General features: G+C 49.6%; 13 protein-coding genes and 1 pseudogene. 9 read left to right on the forward strand and 5 right to left on the reverse strand.

The features are described 5' to 3' along the window. Window positions 1-110: 110 nt before the first annotated feature. Window positions 111-2498: a transglycosylase domain-containing protein gene (locus NF347_RS09065; protein ID WP_107036878.1), complete on the forward strand. Its 2388-nt coding sequence runs from the start codon at window positions 111-113 to the stop codon at window positions 2496-2498. Window positions 2499-2552: 54 nt separating this feature from the next. On the opposite strand, the gene NF347_RS09070 is transcribed toward NF347_RS09065, so the two are convergent. The 3 genes from NF347_RS09070 to NF347_RS09080 all read right to left on the reverse strand — a co-directional run bounded on the left by NF347_RS09070 (window position 2553) and on the right by NF347_RS09080 (window position 5163). Then, window positions 2553-2957 (reverse strand): GNAT family N-acetyltransferase, encoded by a 405-nt coding sequence (locus tag NF347_RS09070; RefSeq protein WP_107036888.1) that lies wholly within the window; start codon window positions 2955-2957, stop codon window positions 2553-2555. Between the two features lie 33 nt (window positions 2958-2990). Beyond that, entirely contained in the window at window positions 2991-3557 is a 567-nt protein-coding gene (locus NF347_RS09075; protein ID WP_107036877.1) for a GNAT family N-acetyltransferase, read from the reverse strand. A 343-nt stretch (window positions 3558-3900) separates the two neighbouring features. Next, complete coding sequence (locus tag NF347_RS09080; RefSeq protein WP_107036876.1) at window positions 3901-5163, reverse strand: MBL fold metallo-hydrolase; 1263 nt, start codon at window positions 5161-5163, stop codon at window positions 3901-3903. Between the two features lie 226 nt (window positions 5164-5389). Here NF347_RS09080 and istA point away from each other — a divergent pair, with 226 nt between their 5' ends. The 6 genes and pseudogenes from istA to NF347_RS09110 all read left to right on the forward strand — a co-directional run bounded on the left by istA (window position 5390) and on the right by NF347_RS09110 (window position 11915). Then, window positions 5390-6934: an IS21 family transposase gene (istA, locus tag NF347_RS09085; RefSeq protein WP_237613085.1), complete on the forward strand. Its 1545-nt coding sequence runs from the start codon at window positions 5390-5392 to the stop codon at window positions 6932-6934. Between the two features lie 27 nt (window positions 6935-6961). Then, window positions 6962-7366 carry an ATP-binding protein gene (locus NF347_RS09090; protein WP_290382349.1) on the forward strand — a complete coding sequence of 135 codons (405 nt, stop codon included), beginning with the start codon at window positions 6962-6964 and terminating at the stop codon, window positions 7364-7366. A gap of 144 nt (window positions 7367-7510) precedes the next feature. Further along, entirely contained in the window at window positions 7511-8581 is a 1071-nt protein-coding gene (locus tag NF347_RS09095; protein ID WP_055301324.1) for an IS110 family RNA-guided transposase, read from the forward strand. Window positions 8582-9155: 574 nt separating this feature from the next. Further along, window positions 9156-10226, forward strand: coding sequence for an IS110 family RNA-guided transposase (locus NF347_RS09100; RefSeq protein WP_055301324.1), 1071 nt, complete (start codon window positions 9156-9158; stop codon window positions 10224-10226). A 344-nt stretch (window positions 10227-10570) separates the two neighbouring features. Further along, a pseudogene (locus NF347_RS09105) lies at window positions 10571-10933 on the forward strand (ATP-binding protein); the annotation flags it as partial. A 247-nt stretch (window positions 10934-11180) separates the two neighbouring features. Beyond that, a complete protein-coding gene (locus NF347_RS09110) occupies window positions 11181-11915 on the forward strand; it encodes a S24 family peptidase (RefSeq protein ID WP_237613088.1) in 735 nt (244 codons plus the stop codon). Between the two features lie 525 nt (window positions 11916-12440). Here the strand turns inward: NF347_RS09110 and NF347_RS09115 are convergent. Continuing rightward, window positions 12441-12671, reverse strand: coding sequence for a hypothetical protein (locus NF347_RS09115; RefSeq protein WP_107036693.1), 231 nt, complete (start codon window positions 12669-12671; stop codon window positions 12441-12443). A 574-nt stretch (window positions 12672-13245) separates the two neighbouring features. On the opposite strand from NF347_RS09115, the gene NF347_RS09120 reads away from it, so the two are divergent. Next, window positions 13246-13623 carry an IS66 family transposase gene (locus NF347_RS09120; protein ID WP_306254144.1) on the forward strand — a complete coding sequence of 126 codons (378 nt, stop codon included), beginning with the start codon at window positions 13246-13248 and terminating at the stop codon, window positions 13621-13623. Window positions 13624-13774: 151 nt separating this feature from the next. Here the strand turns inward: NF347_RS09120 and NF347_RS09125 are convergent, their stop codons facing one another. After that, window positions 13775-15199: an AAA family ATPase gene (locus tag NF347_RS09125; protein ID WP_107037100.1), complete on the reverse strand. Its 1425-nt coding sequence runs from the start codon at window positions 15197-15199 to the stop codon at window positions 13775-13777. Window positions 15200-15810: 611 nt separating this feature from the next. On the opposite strand from NF347_RS09125, the gene NF347_RS09130 reads away from it, so the two are divergent. After that, window positions 15811-17013: an IS110 family RNA-guided transposase gene (locus NF347_RS09130; protein WP_107037113.1), complete on the forward strand. Its 1203-nt coding sequence runs from the start codon at window positions 15811-15813 to the stop codon at window positions 17011-17013. The last annotated feature ends 307 nt before the right edge of the window (window positions 17014-17320 follow it).

Raw genomic sequence — 17320 nt, forward strand, 5'->3', positions numbered from 1 at the left:
TGACATAAAAGAGGAAAAATTCGTAATTTTGCGGCTATAAGGCAAGGTCAGTCTCACACAGGCAATGGAAAACCGAGCCATACACTTCACTAACCACCTGACATCGACAGATGAAACTCATAGACAGACTCAAGTCACCGATCAAACCCTGGCAGCGCAAACTCATCGCAGGGCTATGGATAGCCTTCGGCGTAATGGCGGCAGGCATGATGGTGTTTTTCTATATGGCCTACAACGGTATGGTCGGCTATATGCCTCCGGTGGAGGAGCTCAAGAATCCGCACGACCGCTTCGCTTCAGTGATCTATTCGGCCGACGGCGAAGAGCTGGGACGCTACTTCCGCAACACCGGCAACCGAGTGTATGCCGACTTCGACGAGATCTCTCAGAATGTGATCGACGCACTTATTTCAACCGAGGATTCACGTTTCGAGGATCATTCGGGCATAGACGTCAGGGCTTTGGCCCGAGTGGGCGTAAAGACCCTGCTACTCGGACAGCGCAACGCCGGCGGAGGCTCCACCATCACACAGCAGCTTGCAAAGCAGCTGTATTCGCCGGAGTCGCACGGTCTGATGAGCCGTGTGATGCAGAAACCTATCGAATGGATGATAGCAATAAAGCTCGAGCGGTTTTATTCGAAAGAAGAGATCATCAAAATGTATCTCAACCAGTTTGACTTTCTGTACAACGCCGTAGGCATCAAGTCGGCAGCGCATGTATATTTCGGCAAGACTCCCGAGGAGCTGACGGTGGAGGAGGCAGCCACCCTCGTAGGGATGGTGAAGAATCCGGCATATTACAATCCGGTCAGACGGCCGGAGCGGACGATGCAGCGCCGCAATGTGGTGCTCGACCAGATGATGCGCAACGGCAAACTGACCGCCCAGCAGGCCGATTCGCTAAAAGCCCTGCCGCTGAAGCTCGACTTCCACCGCGTGGATCACAAGAACGGTCTGGCACCATACTTCCGCGAGGAGCTGCGCCGTATGCTCAAGGCTCACCGACCCGTGGCGAGCGACTATCCGAAGTGGGACCGTCAACGCTTCTATGACGACTCTCTCGCATGGGAGAACGATCCTCTCTACGGATGGATCGACAAGAATCCGAAACCCGACGGCTCTAAATATGACATCTACACCGATGGCCTCAAGATATACACCACCATCGACTCGCGGATGCAAAAGTATGCCGAAGACGCCGTGGAAGAACATCTGAGCAAGACACTGCAGCCGGCGTTCTTCAAGGAGAAACGCGGTTCGAAGTCGGCGCCATACACGACCAACCGCACCGAAGTCAGCCAGCAGCAGATCGACAGGCTTATTGAACATGCCATGCAGCAGACCGACCGCTACCGTGTGATGCAGAAAAACGGCGCAAGCAAAGCGGAGATAGAAAAATCATTCCGCACGCCTCACGAAATGAAGGTGTTCTCATATCAGGGCAACATCGATACGATCATGACTCCTCTGGATTCGCTGATGTACAACAAGCACTTCCTGCGGACAGGCTTCATGGCCATGGAGCCTAAAAACGGGCATGTGAAGGCGTACGTCGGCGGGCCGGACTTCGAACATTTCCAATACGACATGGTGGCTACCGGACGACGCCAGATCGGTTCGACCGTCAAGCCGTTTCTCTACACCTATGCCATGGAGGAGGGCTTCACGCCCTGCGACGAGTTTCTCAATGAGCAACCTGTGCTCTATGACGAGAACGGACGTCCGTGGGCTCCGCGCAATTCAGGCAAATCGCGCATAGGAGAGATGGTAGACCTGCGGTGGGCTCTCACCAACTCCAACAACTGGATTTCAGCCCGTCTGATCAGCCAGCTTTCGCCGGCATCGCTCGTGCGCACGATGCACAACTTCGGTATCACGGCCCATCTTGATCCGGTGATGTCGCTGTGTCTGGGTCCGGCCGACGTATCGGTCAAGGAGATGGTCACCGCCTACTCGGCTTTTGCCAATCGCGGAATGAGAGTGGACCCGATGTTTGTGACCGCCATCACCGACGCCAACGGCAATGTGCTGGCCGAATTCTCGCCACGCCACACTGAAGTGATTTCGGAAGAAGCCTACTGGCGAATACTCTCGATGCTGCTCAATGTGGTGGACTCCGGAACAGGCAACCGCATACGCCGTCCGCCCTACAACATCACCGCACAGACCGGCGGCAAGACCGGCACGACCAACTCCAACTCCGACGGCTGGTTCATGGCATTCACTCCCGGCCTGGTGGCCGGCACATGGGTAGGAGGCGAAGAGCGCTACATACATTTCAATTCTATGGCACAAGGCCAGGGAGCATCGATGGCCCTGCCGATCTACGGCCTGTTCATGAAAAAAGTGTATGCCGATCCGGCACTCCCCTACAGCCAGGACATGCGCTTTGAATTCCCGTCGGGAATAAATTTCTGCGAGAAGGACTATTACGGCGACTATGTAGATGCCGACAACGACGCCGAAGAGGCTTCGTTTGAAGGGGTCTTTGACTGACAGCCAAGCATCCCGACAAACATTCACGGAGGGCAACGCTCATCATCGGCCATCCTACACCGGCGGTTTGCACAGATACACCATGTCGGTCAGCGTGACTCCCTCCTCGACAATCGGCGAGGGATAGTTGTCGGTAAAGAAATCCGCCACACGATGGGAGTAACGGTAGCCACACGACTCATAGAACCGCAACGTGGAGGGCGTTTCGCCTGTGCCGATATATATAGCACGGTGTTGACAGATAGATTCTACATGGCTTAGCATCATCCGCCCGATACCTTTTCGGCGATATCCGGGCGCCACCGCAAGATTGTTGACCTCGACCGAACCGTCGGACCGTTCGGTCACGACCACCACGGCGACATCACATCCATCGACCGAACCCACAAAGAGGCGGCCCAGGCAGAGATATTTCATGATCATCTCTTTGGACTCGTCGCCCATCAGCAACAGATCCATATAGCGGTTTCTCTCCGCCACCGCACGACGGATCTACAACCGCGAGGCTACAATGCCGAGTCGGAAAAGCCGGATCGGGGTGCCGCCGTCGCGGTAAATATCGTCCAGATGGATGAATCCACACTTCTGAGCCACACACTGCGAGGCGACATTGCGGAGATCGGCGGTGAGCAGCAGCGTATCGACCTCCGGAACACGCCCACACCAGTCGATCAATGCCCGAAGAGCCTCTGTGGTCAGTCCCCTGCCCCAATACGGCCAACCGATCCAATAGCCCACCTCGCGCTCGCCGGCCGAAGCGGGACAATTCTCATCGCCTTCCGGCACAAGACCAATGTATCCTATAGGCTCACCGGTGGCTTTCAGCACCATCGCGAAATTGAAGGAATTTGGAATGAAGTACTCTGTGATGACCCGACGGCTCATTTCCACTGAGGTGTGACGGGGCCACATAGCCATTTCGCTCACACGCCCGTCGGACGCATAGCTGTAGAGCGCCTCGGCATCACTTTCGCGCCATCGTCGTAGCATCAGGCGTCCGGTATCGATGACAACATCGGATGCATCAAAAGGCTGCGAAGTGTGGAGCACGTCAAACATATAACTCAACCTGAAAACGATGGACAGGACCCATGCTTGTTGAACTTACAGAACATCTCCATGCGCTCCGGGGGGGGATAACAGGCGAATATCGTTGTGCTTTTACAGATTCACAAATTTAATAACTCTACATGATATTTCATCGAGCCGACAACGCTTTTTCTCCACACTCATAAATGGGCTAATCGTGCCTAATCGTGTATTACATCCATTGGGAAGATATTTATTCGGTTCACCTCAATTAATTCGGACAATTCCTCGAATGTATTCTTAATGTGTACCAAAAGATTAAAGTCTGGGTCATAAACCGCATATGCCCAAGGTGCCATATCCTCATCATCTTCTATTCCATATCCAATGGATCTTTGATTGCACGGAAAGTCTCGCCATCCTGCATCATTAATATCGGCCATTTATCACAGAACAAATCTGCAAAAGCCCTCGGATTATCTGTGTGGATAGGGATGATAGCTCTGGGACTAAGCGTTGAAAACAACCAGTCGAGACTCTCCATGTCGCAATGCCCACTGGTATGTAAATATTCATAGTTGACAGGTACAGATTGTGCCAACTCAGAGCTATATGCCACATTTGACTTGTCGAGATATCCCCGCCACATGGAGAAATATGTTTTTCGACCTTCCGAGGGGATACGCGAAAGAAGACTATCAAATCTTCTGCCACCGCGAGCAATTATAACATAACCGTTTTCAGAAAGATTGTCTCGAAACTTATCGTTTACCCTGAACTCATCTCCTTCCCGATGTAGAACTATAGGTTCTCGTCCTTCCTTGTATCTGTATAGGCGGGATTTACCCCAGATTCTGTCTCTTCCGGCAACGATATCCATTATTTTCTTCTGGTATCCGTCAACATAAAACGGACGACCGGTTTTCAGCGCCGCATGGTAGAGACCAAACAAACGATCTATGTTCGTAGAAGAGAGATAGACTACATTGTACTTATTTTCAGCAAAGGCTTTGACGAATTCTGTCTGAAGTTCATGTTCCGACATGACGCCTGCAACAGGTCGACAAACATTCGTTGCCTCACAAACCAGATAATCTACCCTCCCCACGTATTTTTCAATGACTTGCGGTAGCTTGCTGCTACGGAAACCGTGTGTGCGGAAATCGCCGGTATGAAAAACTTTCAGTCCTCCCGCTTCAATGCGAAATGCGTAGGCATCGAAAGCGGAATGATCCATCACGACAGGCGTTATCTGAAATTCACCACATTCCAAGCTGACACCGGGAGTAAAGGTATTGGCCGATTTGAGTCGGATATTCAATGCTTTTTGCTTCTTGTCAACGTATCCGACATGCTCAGATAATCCTTCAAGAATCCCCTTTGCTGTCTGTCCAATGTAAATTGGCAATTCTTCATGAAGATCTGCTATGCAGGCTACATGGTCGCCATGGTAATGAGTAATCAGTAATGCACTTTTACTCAAATCACCATGAGTCAGACCTTCAACTTGTAGAGATGTTACAGCGTAGCCCGGCAACTGTTCGCCGTAATCGACAAACAGTTTCCAGCCGTTAGACTCGTATTCGGTAACACATCCACCTATCTGATTGGAGCCGCGATGGATTGTGATATTCATTTCTCGTAATTATTAATTTCGAGAATATTGGAAAAACTCAGTGAATTTGCCCCCCGGTTGACCAGATAAATTGCCCCCCGGAAAATCATTTAAATTGACCCCCGTCCGGTCAAGCAAATTACCCCCCGGAAAAAGACTTTACGGGAGTTGGCAAAAGGAGTTTTTGAGCTATATTGTATGTTAAATAATATTAAACATACGACTGATGGCAAATCGAAAACTGAGCATGAACAAATTAAGACAGGTGCTCCGATGCCACGCCAACGGCAACGGAGCCAAGAGTATCAGCAACCTGACGGGCATAGCGCGCAACACGGTGCGTAAATACCTCCGGCGGTTTATGGAGCTGAACCGTGGCATCGAGGATCTTCTGAAACTGGAGGATCCGGATCTGAATGAGATTTTCGGAGTGAGAGCGGTCGGTTCGGAACCCGTGTCAAGCCGCCATCAGGAGCTTATGGGACTTATGCCTGATTATGTCAGACGTCTGAAAAAGAGAGGTATGACGCGGCAGAAGCTGTATGACGACTATATCGGGAGTCACCCGGGAGGCTATTCCCGGTCGACGTTCAGCCGTCTGATGCGTCTGTATGTGGCGCAGATGCACCCTATAGCGCATCTGGAACACAAGGCCGGCGACAAGATGTATGTCGATTACGCAGGCGACCGTCTGGAGCTGGTCGACCGTGACAGCGGCGGGATCATCGCCGTGGAGGTGTTCGTGGCCATACTGCCTTGCTCACAGCTTACATATGTTGAGGCCGTGATGAGCCAGCGCAAGGAGGACTTCATACGGTGCTGTGAGAATGCGCTTCATTTTTATGGCGGGGCACCGGCGGCCATCGTGCCAGACAATCTCAAGGCTGCCGTAAAGAAGGCAAGCCGTTACGAGGCGGAGCTCAATGAGGATTACGCGGCCTTCGCCGAGCATCACGGTTGCGCAGTCATACCGGCACGCGTGCGCAAGCCGCGCGACAAGGCCCTGGTGGAGGGCGCCGTCAAGCTCATCTACCGCAGCATCTACCCGTTGGTGCGACAGCGCACTCATCATGATCTTGTGTCGCTGAACGCCGCTATCCGTACGGCGCTGGAGCTTCACAACAACGCCCGCATGAGCGGACGCCCTTACAGCCGCCGCGAGCAGTTCGAGGATCTGGAGCGCATGTACCTGCGCCCGTTAAATCCCATAAGGTTCGAGCTGAAGGAACGGCATACCGCCACGGTACAGCGCAACGGGCACGTACGCCTTGACCGCCACTACTACAGCGTGCCCCACCGTCTTATCGGCCGCAAGGTCAACATACTGTATGACTCACGTACGGTTGAGATATACTGCGGCGGAGACCGCGTGGCCGTACATCCCAGAGGATGGCGCCCGTACGGGTATACCACGGAGCCGAATCACCTTGCCTCGGCCCACCGGGACCTGAGCGGATGGAGCGTCGAGGGCTTCCTGAGGCAGGGGGCACGCATACATGCCGACGTAGAGGACTTCCTGCGGCATGTCATAGAGTCAAAGACCCATCCCGAACAGGCCTACAAATCCTGCAAGGGCATACTGTCGTTCGCATCCAGGGTCGGCAACGACCGCCTGGTCAGGGCCTGCCGCAGGGCCGCATCCTCCGGACTCTACAACTACAGCGCCGTCGACTCGATACTGCGCAGCCGTCATGACTGCCTCGATGACGACACCCTTCCCGGTCAAGAGTGCGAGGAGAGCGCCCAGATGCCCCGGCATGCAAACATACGCGGGAAGGAATACTTCAGGTAACATATCAATCCAACAATACATACAACAATGGAAATGAACCAACAGACACTCGCCCGGATGTCGCAGATGCGGCTGCTGGGCATGCACGCGGCCTTCCGCACATCAATGGAATCGTTCAAAAGCGAAGGCATGACAACAGACCAGTTCGTGGCGTGGCTCGTGGAAAATGAATGGGACGACCGCACCAACCGGCTTATACAGCGCCTGCAGAAACAGGCCTCGTTCCGTTACCGCGCCTCAATCGAGGAGATAGACTACTCCCTTGAGCGCGGCCTTGACCGGAACCTGCTGATGCGGCTCTCCGAGATGACCTTCGTCACCGAGCCACGCGACATCTTCATCACCGGCAGTGCCGGCACCGGCAAAAGCTACATAGCAACCGCTCTGGGCTACCGGGCATGCCAGAAAGTCACTATGTTTGCATCAGATTAGCTGACGGGGCGCTCAACGGGGGCTGTCTGCCCCCTTGCCGCTAAGGCTTTCCCCCGAGAGGAGTGAGGAGAAAAGATAGACGTAAGGGCAATTGCATGTAAATTTGTAAAAGCAAAATACATTAACAGCAAAACCGATACGTCTATGGTACAAAGTAACAAAAAAGATTTCAGCGGACAAAATATCTCTATTGGTATTGACGTCCATCTGAGAACATGGAGTGTCACGGTGCTCACCCCCTCTGGTTTTATGCGCACTCATACTCAAAAGGCTTCGGCCAAAGAGCTCTTTGAACATTTGAACAAGCATTATCCTAACGGTAGCTACCATGCAGCCTACGAGACGGGGTTTTCGGGCTTCTCGACCTATTATGCCCTGACTGAGCTTGGTATAAAATGCACCGTGGTACATGCTGCTGACGTTCCGACCACCCAGAAGGAAAAGGTCTCGAAGTCAGACCCGGTGGATTCAAAAAAGCTGGCCAAAGCCCTTATGCGCGGCGAGCTCGGCAGTGTGTACATTCACTCGAAGGACAGCCTCGACGACCGTGCGCTGGTACGCCACCGCGCCACTATTGTGAAGCTTTCCGGCGGCATAAAATCCAGAATCAAGCATCTGCTGTACAACAACGGCGTGGAGTACCCCGAAGAATATTTCCGAAGCAACCGCCACTGGACAAGAAGTTTCATAACGTGGTTGCAGAATGACGTGCGGTTGCTCTCCGACACCCGGGTCTCGCTTGACCTGCTCATTGCCGAGGTACTCCATTACAGGGAACGCCTCCTTGATGTGAACCGCAGATTGCGCTCGCTGGCGCGCAGCGACAGGTATGCCGAGAAATACGGCATCCTGATGTCGGTTCCCGGCATTGGTTCGACAATTGCCATGAGCCTGCTTACCGAGATTGATGACATCGGTCGCTTCAGTAACCAGCGCCAGTTCGCATCGTTCCTCGGACTCGTGCCGATGATGTCATCAAGCGGCGACAAGGAATACGTCGGTGAGAAGACTTTCCGGGGAAACAAATTCCTCGGTCCAAAAATAGTCGAGGCCTCATGGATAGCCATACGGCACGACGCGGAACTCTCCGCAAAGTTCGGCGCATTGTGCACCCGCGGAATGAAGTCGCAGGAAGCCATAATCCGGATAGCCCGCAAGCTCTCCAACATAATATTTTCCGTACTGAAATCAAACCGCAGATATGAATGCCGTTAGATAATGCGACACACAAAAGTCTTATAGGCAAATACAGTAAGACGGCTACTCTCGCCTCCTTGATGAGCCTTGGCTGCATCTAAAAGAAAGGTTGTGGCGTCTTTCCTATTATGCTGAATAAGTAAACTGTCAGCCCGATGGGGCGTGACTGATAGAAGTTTGCCTGATAGGACTTTTTTTACTACAAGGCATTTCGGGCTCTAACCGATTGCCGGTTATTTGATTGGGGCAGAGGCCTCGATCATGACTCTTTTGTGCCTACACAATCGGCACAGAAACATAAGCAATTGATTTTTAACGTTAATCTTTTCTAAATCTCAACGAGAATTTTGGAATACAACATAGAAGTGCCGGCACCGGCAAAAGCTACATAGCAACCGCTCTGGGCTACCGGGCATGCCAGAAAGTCACTATGTTTGCATCAGATTAGCTGACGGGGCGCTCAACGGGGGCTGTCTGCCCCCTTGCCGCTAAGGCTTTCCCCCGAGAGGAGTGAGGAGAAAAGATAGACGTAAGGGCAATTGCATGTAAATTTGTAAAAGCAAAATACATTAACAGCAAAACCGATACGTCTATGGTACAAAGTAACAAAAAAGATTTCAGCGGACAAAATATCTCTATTGGTATTGACGTCCATCTGAGAACATGGAGTGTCACGGTGCTCACCCCCTCTGGTTTTATGCGCACTCATACTCAAAAGGCTTCGGCCAAAGAGCTCTTTGAACATTTGAACAAGCATTATCCTAACGGTAGCTACCATGCAGCCTACGAGACGGGGTTTTCGGGCTTCTCGACCTATTATGCCCTGACTGAGCTTGGTATAAAATGCACCGTGGTACATGCTGCTGACGTTCCGACCACCCAGAAGGAAAAGGTCTCGAAGTCAGACCCGGTGGATTCAAAAAAGCTGGCCAAAGCCCTTATGCGCGGCGAGCTCGGCAGTGTGTACATTCACTCGAAGGACAGCCTCGACGACCGTGCGCTGGTACGCCACCGCGCCACTATTGTGAAGCTTTCCGGCGGCATAAAATCCAGAATCAAGCATCTGCTGTACAACAACGGCGTGGAGTACCCCGAAGAATATTTCCGAAGCAACCGCCACTGGACAAGAAGTTTCATAACGTGGTTGCAGAATGACGTGCGGTTGCTCTCCGACACCCGGGTCTCGCTTGACCTGCTCATTGCCGAGGTACTCCATTACAGGGAACGCCTCCTTGATGTGAACCGCAGATTGCGCTCGCTGGCGCGCAGCGACAGGTATGCCGAGAAATACGGCATCCTGATGTCGGTTCCCGGCATTGGTTCGACAATTGCCATGAGCCTGCTTACCGAGATTGATGACATCGGTCGCTTCAGTAACCAGCGCCAGTTCGCATCGTTCCTCGGACTCGTGCCGATGATGTCATCAAGCGGCGACAAGGAATACGTCGGTGAGAAGACTTTCCGGGGAAACAAATTCCTCGGTCCAAAAATAGTCGAGGCCTCATGGATAGCCATACGGCACGACGCGGAACTCTCCGCAAAGTTCGGCGCATTGTGCACCCGCGGAATGAAGTCGCAGGAAGCCATAATCCGGATAGCCCGCAAGCTCTCCAACATAATATTTTCCGTACTGAAATCAAACCGCAGATATGAATGCCGTTAGATAATGCGACACACAAAAGTCTTATAGGCAAATACAGTAAGACGGCTACTCTCGCCTCCTTGATGAGCCTTGGCTGCATCTAAAAGAAAGGTTGTGGCGTCTTTCCTATTATGCTGAATAAGTAAACTGTCAGCCCGATGGGGCGTGACTGATAGAAGTTTGCCTGATAGGACTTTTTTTACTACAAGGCATTTCGGGCTCTAACCGATTGCCGGTTATTTGATTGGGGCAGAGGCCTCGATCATGACTCTTTTGTGCCTACACAATCGGCACAGAAACATAAGCAATTGATTTTTAACGTTAATCTTTTCTAAATCTCAACGAGAATTTTGGAATACAACATAGAAGGGATGCGCGTGCTATACGCCAGCACAGCACGCCTGATGGGCCAGCTGAAGGCCGCAAAGGCAAAAGGCACGATTCTTACCGAACTGAAAAGGATCGAGCGTACCGACCTTCTCATCCTTGATGACTTCGGCATACATCCCTTCGATGCCGCCGCGCGATCCTCACTGATGGACATAATCGAGGACCGGCACGGACGACGGGCCACCATCATCACCTCCCAGGTTCCCGTATGCGACTGGCATGACGTGATCGGAGAGAAGACGATCGCCGATGCGATCCTCGACAGGATCGTGCACCACTCGATAAGGATAGAGCTCTTCGGAGAGTCCATCCGCAAGTTGCAGAATAAAATCAAATGATTATTTTTGTAAATAAATCTTAATTATCAACACGCCATCAGAATCCCCCAGACCCTATTGTCAACCCCTGTAAAAACTGTCCAAAAATCACAGGTTATCAATGGGGGTCAATTTAAATAATCCATAGGGGGTCAATTTGTTGAGAATATCCATTTGAGTGTTGTTGCAAATTTTCGTATCTTTGGAGCGCCTTCCTTCGTGGAAGACGTTGCAAAGTTAGGGATAAAATTTTAACCACAAAACAAAAATGGCAAAAACTTTAACCATAAAGGAAAAAATTCTTGCCTTCTTAGAGGTGAGCGGCATAAAAAAAGTTGATTTCTTTGAAAGAACTGGGATACAATCAAGCAACTTTAAGGGCAGTAATTTAACCTCTGCTCCTGGAAGTGATATGCTGGTTAAAATATTAACCTCATACCCTGAACTATCAGCTGAATGGTTGATGACAGGTAAAGGAGATATGCTGAAAAACGAAGCGCATCCACGACGCAAAACGCAGGTTAACAACCTGATCTCCGAAAGCAAAGATAATGAACAAGACCGAGTTACGCAAATAAATAATGACTTTTATTACTCTCAAGATATAGCGACGCGGCCACGCATCCCGTTTGCGGCTGCGGCGGGTGCGCTGTCGATAGCCACCAATGCCGCCTGCGACGCGGACTGTGAGCGCTTCCCGGTGATCACCACCTTCCCGGCTTATGATTTTACGATCAAAATTGAGGGCGATTCGATGGCTCCCGACTATCTGTCGGGCGATGAGCTCGCTTGTCGGTTTGTTGACAATCCGACCAATATCAAGTGGGGCGAGCCTCACATATTAGATACGCGCGATGGCGTCGTTTTTAAGATTCCGTATTATGGAGGTGATCAGATCATGTGTCGGTCGATCAATCCGGATGGGCCGTCATTTCTCGTCGATCGCGCCGATGTGCTCCATGTGGCCTCGATCGTAGGCTTTACCCGTCAGCTGCAGTCATGATCACCGCCTATATGGTAACGACAACTCCGACCGCTTTCCGCTGCTCGTCGGCGCACGTATCGCGCACGCGCTGCGCGCCCCGCAGCGCACCAAAAAACACTTCCAAAGCGCGCCGCGCGGCTGTTCTTTAACATTTCGACTTCAAAAATTTGCTATCTTGCTAATTCAGTGTATATTAGCAGTTTTAACATTTCCCCAATTTTGATAGGTCGTTTCAAGTTTCGGGGGGGGTGAAGGTGCATTTTTGGGGTACTTTCAAAAAAAAGCATGGGTTCCCATCCCCCCTGCAAGGGGGTGTGAACTGTTAAAATGTCCACCCAAACTTTTTAACAATGTCCATCCAAACCTATCTTTACACATAGGTATAATGTCCATCCAAACGTCCACCCAAATGTCCACCCAAACCTCTTTTGTGTCGACTATCGGGCAACAAATAGAGGGAGCCGCACTGGCTCCCTCGTGGAATATTTTCGGGTAATTTGTTGCCGCCGGCCGATGAGGCCGTTTTTAGGCTCTCTGTTGGGCTCAATTGTCGCCGGCGGCAGGTAGGTCGCTCCGGTTTCTGATAAGCGTTGACTGTTTGATTATGGCCGTTTTAGTCACTACCGTACCGCCGCCCGATAGTCCGGCATGAGCGAGGCTGCTGCGGGTCATTCCCACCTCCTCCGGGGTCAATACGCTGTAGACGGCGGCAATGCTCCCAAAGTAGAGATCCCGCCGCCTGCCGATCAGATGCACATGTATCACTTTCGCCATATTTCCTGCTGTTTTATCGCCACCTCTCCGGCTCTTTCGGAGGCTTACGCCGTCACCCGCCGGCCGTGGTGCTGTTTTATGTCGCAAAGTTACTCAAATATTCCAAATAATAATTATATGGTAGTTTTTAATATGTTGTTTCTGTTGGTTTGCCGATGCTTTGCCACCTCGCCACGCCGCCCATGCGGCCGACACACCCGCGCTGATGGGCGCCATAGATCCATCCGCCGGCCGTCACAGGATCATCGCCGCAGACGCAGCCAAAACGCCCCTCTATCGCGCCAACGCACCCCAAAGGAGCGATCCACTCTCGCCGGTGCACAAAAAAAGCGACATCAAGCCGCCGAAATGTCAAAACCACCGTTCGAGCACCGTTCAAATGCAAACCATCTGTCGAGATCTCTTTACACCTATAAAACGTTTCGTTTTTCCACCGCCCACCACAAGCCCGCGCCCAACTCCCTGACCCTTAGCCCAATCACCCAACCCCCGCTCATCCCTCCCACCTACGCATCGTTTTTCCCCCCGTAAATATCTCAATGATATAGACAAGAAACAGACTTGGGCAAAAGATGTGCAGACACTGTTGCGGGAAGCCATACACCTGAGGAATGAGAACCCCGATGAGGTAATCCCTAAAAACAGTTGGCTGACGAGGCTGGATGAGTTACTCAAAAAGAACCTTGACAGTCTGCGCAAAGAGTTTAATGAGTTGAAACGGGGAATAATCAGATGTCGGGATTACATATTCAACTTCCTTGAGAATCCGGCCATACCATCTGACAACAACGCATCGGAACGAGGAATCCGAAAACTCAAGGTCAAGCAGAAAATATCCGGATGCTTCCGTTCAGAAACCGGTGCCGATGCCTTTCATGCGCTACATTCTATCGCAGACACAGCATGGAAGAACGGGCAATCCCCTCTCGATGCTATATTGGCGCTCGTCTAAACTGACGGGCTATATCTTCGCATCCTTTGTTTTCGCTGAATAGTTACCTTTGTATGTGTATTGTTGTTGGATTGCTAACAGTTGGGTTGATAATTGTTTTAGGAAATATTGTTTGTCGAGATAACCACACAACTGATTAACTTTGATAAATTTATTTAAATAAATCATTGAGGATTACTTTGTTCTGAGCAATGGATGAGTGTGAGTTTTTCTTGAGACCGTAAGGTGTGACAAGTGTAATGTGGACTGCCTTTTTGGTCTGGGTGGCATCTATGAAGTTGCCACGGCGACGGCGAAGTTTCATTTCTTCATCTTCACTTATAGCGTACTCTTGCGCGGAGAATTTCATCTCGCATAGATTGATTACTCCGTCATTGCGGTCAATAAGAAGGTCTATCTGAGTTTTGTCGATTCCTTTATCTTCATCAGCATCAGTTCTCCAGCTATAGACATTTGACAGCACACCAGATATGCCGAGAGCTTCCTTTATCTGAGAGATATGCTGAAGGCAAACACGTTCAAAAGCGAGTCCACTCCATGCTCGATGTAGGGGGCTTCCAAAGTTGTTTGTCCAGAAATGACTATCGTTGTTCTTATTTCCTTGTATGTATTGGAAGTGGAATAGAGTGAAGTTATCAATTAGCTGATATATAGCATCTCTTGAATGTTTACCCATAATAGTATATTTTCGGATAAAACCGCACCATTCCAGTTCATTAAGATAACGTGATAAATCACCTCCTGTAGGGATACCACTGTATTTAACTATTTCATCACGAGTCATTCCCATATTTTTCTTTGTCAATGCAGTAACTACCTGCATATATGGTTCGGGGTTATTAAATAGTGATGCGTATAATTGTTCATATTCATGGGAAAGTCCCTCTGCATCTTGATTGAAGAACAATGAATCAATGTTCTGAGCCAAGCTAAATTCTCGCTTAAGCAAACTCCAGTAAAAAGGAATTCCTCCCATTATCATATAGTTTTCTACCATCTGATAACGGCTCATCCCCAGTTTGTTAGCCTCTGAATATTGTTCACACTCAGACAACGTAAACGGATGAAGCAATATTTTGTTGGTCAATCTATTATGAAGGCCACCATGATTGTTTATAAGTTTGTTGACAATCCAAGAGGTCGCTGATCCGCAAGCAATGAGAAGTATGTCTTTTCTTGCCGAAGCCCAGCTATTCCAGAAATGTTCTAATCCTGAGATGAAATTTGAGCGTGGCGTATCCATCCACGGAAGTTCATCAAAGAATACTATCTTTTTGCCATCAGGTAGAGATCCCAGCCATTCTTCCAATGCAAAAAATGCCTCATACCAGTTTTTAAATTGATTATACTTCTTTCCTGAAGCCTTTTTTAGTGACTCTCTAAAACTTAAGAGCTGATCCTTCATTTTCCCACGAGCCAAGCCGGTATGTTGGAAAGTAAATGAGTAGTTGAATGTCTCCCTAATAAGGAACGTTTTACCTACTCGCCTACGACCATACACTGCCACAAACTTAGAGTATTCAGAGTTTGCGGCCTCCAATAGTTCTTTTTGCTCTGGTTTTCTTCCTATTATCATGGCGATACTTCTTATTTTCAAGTGCAAAGTTAAGAATAATATTTGACAAAACCTCGTTATAACCCTCCAAAAGTGGGTCAAAAACCATAGTTTTGGAGGATTATAAGCATATTTTGGAGGGCAAGGGGTATTCAGAAGGGAAAAGAAGATCCCCGGGACGTAATAAAGGGAACTATGCCCGGAATAATTTGGAAAGTCCTGTGAGGCGGTATTATCTTTGCTGGGAATTGAGAGGAGACCATCGCTATACCGATTGTATATACAGAGATACATGTACAACCTTGAGCTATATCCAGCGTAAAATATTTGGCGGAAATGAGAATTGCTACTTATCTTTGCTCTGGATAATCAAAAAAGCGGTATCTAATTGTGTATCAGAATAGAATAAGAGAGTTTCGATTTTATGGTAACGATTTAGCGACAATGCAAATTCACTGATATGCTGTGCTTTACTACTCCTAACAACTCTATTGCAAATCTATATAAAAATCCCGAGATTTTTACACCGGCAGAATAAAAAATCAAGGCTGACAACTTTATTCCTGCCCCCTCCGACGTGCTCTAAGTCACAATTTTATTAATTTGGAGGAAAATTTAAAAAATTACAAAATATGGACAGGAACCGAACAGTCGCCGGCCTTGATGTCCACAAAGATAGCATTTATCTTTGTATTATGGGGCATGACGAGGTCATTATCTTCGAAAAAAAGTACGGAGTGCTGACGCCTGATCTCCGTCAGATGTGCAACGACATGGTAGAACGAGGTGTGACAGAGGCCGCAATGGAGAGTACGGCAGTCTATTGGGTGCCGGTATGGAACGAACTATGTGAATCGATGGAACTCAAGCTTGTGAATCCATATTTCATAAAGCAGCTGCCGGGACGCAAGAGTGATGTAAAGGATGCCCAGTGGATAGCGGAATGTTTGCTGAAAAATCTCATCAAGGGGAGTTTCGTGCCGGAGCCGATTGTGCAGGACATGCGCAAACTCAACCGCCGCATCATGGATCTTAACGAGGACATGACCTATAACTGCAACAAACTGGACGCCGCTATGCAGAGAAGCGGATTCCGTCTGAGCAATTACGTCACCACAATAAAGAGCAAAAGCTATCAGAAGGTGCTTCATGCAATCATAGACGGCACGACCGATCCGGACGAACTGGTGAAAATGGTGCACGGACGTACCGTCAACAAGCATGGCCGCGATACAATCAGAGCGGCGGTCACCGGATTGTTCTCACGGATCGACATCACGATATTCCGCCAAACAAAGGAAGTCATCGACACCATAGAGCGGCAGATTGAGGTATGCCAAAAGGAACTGACAACTCTATGTGAACAATATTTTCCCGAACAATACAGACGTCTTCAAACCATCCCCGGAGTCAAGGAACGCGCAGCCACAGCCATAATTGCGGAGACAGGGGTTGACATGAAGATGTTCGCCACTGCGGCATGCCTTGTGGGATGGTGCGGACTCAAACCGCGGAACGATGTCAGCAACGGACGATACAAAAGCAGAAAGGTGACACACGGAAACAAATATCTCAGACAGATTCTGATTGAAATCGCATGGGTCGCATCAAGAACCCGGAACTGTTTCTTCTTCAACTTCAGCTATATCCAAACCACGGTCAAGAAAAAGAGCAAAATGAAAATACAAGTGGCCATCGCACGCAAAATACTCGTTGCCGTATGGCACATGCTCACCAAAGAACAGGACTTCATCGACATTTACCTCAAAAGGCTTGAGGAACAAAAGAAGATGGAGGAACAAATGAAAAGACTTGGATCGACTGTCATCCGATAGTCATTCGACATACCTTCCGGTACAATGTAATTACCTTTGTGGTGCATCGCAGCCCGGTTCGCAAATTTGCAAAGGCATCGGAAGGAGTTGGACACCGGCATAAGCTACCCAAGCTTGTAGAGGAAAGTAACAATCTTATATCTCTATCCATCCCTATTCAGGGTCATGGACAGGCTCGCCGTATGCCTGTAACAAGGAATGCACCATTCTCCTTGGTGTTTTCAGCAATCCGGAAAGAAAATTACCAATACGTTTTTAGAGGAAAGGTAGCTATTTAATTCGAGATTTTGATATACAATGATTCGGT

The organism is Paramuribaculum intestinale (genome assembly GCF_030759015.1).
Lineage (GTDB): Bacteria > Bacteroidota > Bacteroidia > Bacteroidales > Muribaculaceae > Paramuribaculum > Paramuribaculum intestinale.